The sequence below is a fragment of the Aeromonas popoffii genome (assembly GCF_000820025.1).
GTDB lineage: Bacteria > Pseudomonadota > Gammaproteobacteria > Enterobacterales > Aeromonadaceae > Aeromonas > Aeromonas popoffii.
Genome location: NZ_CDBI01000088.1, coordinates 1 through 3942, shown reverse-complemented (window position 1 = coordinate 3942; position 3942 = coordinate 1). Strand labels below are relative to the sequence as shown.

Sequence of the window (3942 nt, the reverse complement as noted above, 5' to 3'; positions counted from 1 at the left end):
CTTCTGAGCTGCCTGTGCGGCAGCGAGGGGTCTGGGGGGCGCTCATGCGTTCCACTCCTGCTTCTGAGCTGCCTGTGCGGCAGCGAGGGGCAGAACCCGCCGATTCAAAGGCGGTGCTCACTTCTGAGCTGCCTGTGCGGCAGCGAGGGGTAACGCAGTTCCACCCCAGCTTTCTTATGCCTTCTGAGCTGCCTGTGCGGCAGCGAGGTGTTGTAATCTAAAGCTATCTTACTGATTGTTAAAGAGCTTGTCTGGGAATGGCTATCAGACCCTGTTGCAATAAGGGCGTAGAACACATCGAAAGATCAATGAGTTAGCTACACCCTCAAAAAAAGGGTCAGAACCAGGGGATTGTGGCCATAGCACTTAACCCATATGCGTTAAACCCACCCGCCACCGGCTTATCGAGCAAGGGGCCGTGCTCGATATAGAGGCGCATCCTGCTACCAGTGGAGAGACTGTGCATCTCGGCATAAGGGAGTGCCATCACTTTCTGCTGAGTATCAGGGATACGCACTAGCGCCTCCTCTTCGGTCAACCAACCTTTTGCCACAGAACGGAGGCGCTTGTTGCGAGCACTCTTGGCCTGCACCCTCCTGACAACCCGAAAACTGGTCCCCTGAGGCACCGGGGCAGGCTCACCGATATGGATATAATCACGCATCCCTTGCAACCAATTCACCTCAGTGAGGTTAAGCAAGTCGGCCAGGGAGCCGTGCAGACGCAAGCACTCCCCAAGCGTGCGCTTATGGCCAGGAAAGCTGACCCCTACCCTACCCTGGGTCAGGGAGGGGAGCACCCGATGCAGTTTGGCATAGAGGGCATTAAGCAACTCCACCTGGCCAAATTCGGGATCGGGCAGTACCCGAATATCAAGGTAGTGATCCATAGGTGCTCCTTAGTCTGCCTCGCCGAAGACGCCGCCGCGCACCAGGGTCGCTATCACGTAGTGCTGCTGCTCCACTGATGGAACATTGTCTTTCAGCATCCAACCATCGAGCAGGTTATAAAAGTCGAGCTTCTCCTTGGGCTGGCGATAGGCAGTGCCACGGCTAGTGACCGAACCATACGGCTCTACTGCGATCGGCCCCAGTTCCTCTGAACCAGGGTACCAGGTGTCGATGGTGCGTAGGGCGTTGCCAATTTTCTGGGAGTGCATCGCGGCAATGCCATCCACCTGGTAGAGGTACTTGCTCTTTTTCCCCTCTTTGCCACCACTCTGGTCGAGCACCAATTCCTGAGAAGGGAACACTTCCTGACCGGCCCCTAGACGAACAAATGCCTCGACACTTAACAGCGCGAAGTCGTTGCCAAGCAGCCCTTGTCGGATTACTTCGGCCAGTTCGGCCATCGCGCCTTCTGGCTTGGTAAAGATGCGCAGGTTGAAGTTCAGGGCATCAAAGACCCAGCACTGCTTAGCCGAACCTTGTTCCAACTGACTGATGCGCACTTCCACTGCTTCGGCCCCAACTCTGTTGCGCCACAGGAAGCGGCCATTGGCCAAGTTCTCGGCATAGCGGGCAGCCAGCTCATGGAACTGGTGTTCGCGTACATAGCCGCCGATCTTCTCTCCCAGTACCGCTTGATAAGCCTGATCGTTACAGGCCGAGGGCTGGGCCAGGTTGCCCAACACGCGCAGGGTAAAACTGACCCGCAGGGTATCGGCATCGAAGGGCAGCGTCGCCACATCGACCCGCTGCAGATTGGGTTTCTGGATCTCGTTATCGAGCTTGGCCGAGTCTTCGGCAGTAGCTTTCTTCAGACGGTTGGAGATGGTGCCGCGCACCGCCTTCTCCTGAAGTGTGATGGGATGCCATTGGGCGAAGGGATCGTCACGATCTTGCCAGTGGCCGGCATAGAGTTGAGCATCCGAGTTGGCGAGCTTGCGCTCGAAAGCCAGGACAGAGGCGGTTTTGATTGTTGCTTTTGCCATGATGAAGTTCCTTATCAGAAGAGGTCATTTGCCATAAACGGTTCTGCGTCGTTCTCGTCCCACTCCGACTCCGGGGCTTGATAACGATTCTCACAGAGGTAATAGGGGTCCTGATGGCGATAGCGCCATAACAGGGTATCGAGATTTTGGATGCGATGTGGGCTGACCCACTGACCCAAGGTGTAGATGGACTCCACAAACCGAAAAGGGGTCTCCTTATCGCGGCTGCTGGGAACAGAACCCGGTTCATGGAGGGAGGAGATGCCTTGGTAACCCACGGCCAGTGGTACCAGATAACCGGACGCCGGTTTGGCCAGTTGTTGCCAGCTCACCACACCGGCTTCATCTTGCTGAGCCTGGTGGCGCAGGGTGACAAAATCGAGCAGGCTGTCGAGCAACTCCCCCCCAGTCTCGGTGCTGGACCGCTGTTGATGGTGAAGGGTTAACAGGTCATGACGGCAGACCAGGGCAAAGCCCGGTAGCAAGCCCATACACAAGCGGCGTAGCTCGCGCTCCTCATAACGCTCGCGCCACTGCACCAGCTCAAGGCTAGTGATAGTTCCCCCGGCCAAGCGCAGGGTCGGCACGGTGCGTTCAAACCAAGCTTGAAGCTCTCGGACTCGTTGATCCAGCGCGCCCTTTTTAGGTAGCTGGTCGGCGTCAAAATCACACTCAATCAACAGGCTGATGTCGAGGTGCACACGCCCCTCTTCATTAAAGGGAGCCGTCTTCCCCTCTTTGGTCAAAGGGTTGCGCGTCAGAGCAAAGACCTGCTCACGGCGGTTGCCAAGCGGCTGACTCTGTAACCCGGTGTGATGAGCGATGACTGCGCAGCCCCCCAGTGTCAGTCCGAAGGCCTGCTCAAGGCGGCGGGACAAAGCGTGAGTGAAACCCAAAAAATGGCTGATGGCCGGAAAGCCATAGGTCAGCCCACTGATAGCATTGGCATTTTCCACCTTGAGGTGGCGAAGCAGCAGGGTCGATTTCATGCCCATTCCTCCAGATCCTGTTGCAACAAACGCAGTTGACGCGCCAGCTGACGACGCCAGACATGCAGCTCAGCATCTCCGATATGGGCCAATCTCTTTTGCAGCCGCCGATTGAGTCGGCGACCAAATTCCAGAGCTATCTGATTGGCCTCTTCATCGGAGAGTGTCTGGCCGTCAATGGGATCGAGCCAGCGACAAAATGCCTCACTCATCGGCTCGGTCATCGCCCTGCTCCAGCCCGCAGGCAGGGTACGCAGCTCGGCGCCGTAGTGGAGTAGCGCCCCCATCAAGTCATCCACCAGCCCAGCTCGGCGCTGTTTGATGGCGGCGTTATTGTCTGCCTGCACCACTGATTTGAGAAAACGGCTCAGCTCACCGAGAGTGGTCACAGCCCGATACTCGTAGCGTATCCAGAAGTGCTCTTGGCTCTCGGGCGCCGTAAGCCGGTCTTGCCACGCAGGAGGTTGGCAGCTCAACAGATAGGCGCGGCCATAGCGTTTACTGTTCAGCAGAGAGACATTTTGGGGTTTGGTGCCGCCAAAGTGCTGCTCCGCCAGATGGGGAAAGTCCATGACAGTCAGATCGGAAAACTCGTTTTTACGGCGAGCCTCGCGCGCCGCCTTCGCCTCATCCCCGAAGCGAGACTGATCGATGCGTTGGTACAAGGCATGACACAGCGAGCTGGCAAAGAGGGGGCTCAGCAGGTGGTATCCCCTATCCACGGGAAAGTAGGTCTGCTTGGCCAGGGTGTGAGTAGTCAATGTGCCACCGACCAGGGCCTGGGAGAGTCCATCACACCACGCCTCCAGCTGAACCTTATCTTTGGTGAAGGCGACGAGGGAGGAGGTATCGCCATCCTGGATCAGATCCACCAGCCGTTTGCCGTCAGCTTCGAGCAGCAACAGATTGGCCACATCGAGGGCCGCCGCGTTGCCGATCACATCGATAACCGGCGCAGTCAGGCTGGCGGTCGAGAGATACTCTCCCCCCGTCAGCCCCTCGACTCTAGCCCCAATCCCC

At 57.6% G+C, this 3942-nt stretch carries 4 protein-coding genes; all 4 read right to left on the bottom strand.

Features of this window, described 5'->3' with window-relative positions; genetic code table 11:
• Window positions 1-337: 337 nt before the first annotated feature.
• On the bottom strand, window positions 338-889 hold the full coding sequence (cas6f, locus tag BN1129_RS18725) for a type I-F CRISPR-associated endoribonuclease Cas6/Csy4 (RefSeq protein ID WP_042038596.1): 552 nt from the start codon (window positions 887-889) through the stop codon (window positions 338-340).
• 9 nt (window positions 890-898) lie between these two features.
• Complete coding sequence (gene csy3, locus BN1129_RS18720) at window positions 899-1933, bottom strand: type I-F CRISPR-associated protein Csy3 (RefSeq protein ID WP_042038595.1); 1035 nt, start codon at window positions 1931-1933, stop codon at window positions 899-901.
• Between the two features lie 14 nt (window positions 1934-1947).
• The gene (gene csy2 / locus BN1129_RS18715) at window positions 1948-2922 is read right to left on the bottom strand and encodes a type I-F CRISPR-associated protein Csy2 (protein ID WP_042038625.1); all 975 of its coding nucleotides are present in this window, start codon (window positions 2920-2922) and stop codon (window positions 1948-1950) included.
• Window positions 2919-3942, bottom strand: a 1024-nt coding sequence (gene csy1, locus BN1129_RS18710) for a type I-F CRISPR-associated protein Csy1 (RefSeq protein WP_042038594.1), incomplete at its 5' end; no start/stop codon positions are given. The genes csy1 and csy2, both read right to left, overlap by 4 nt.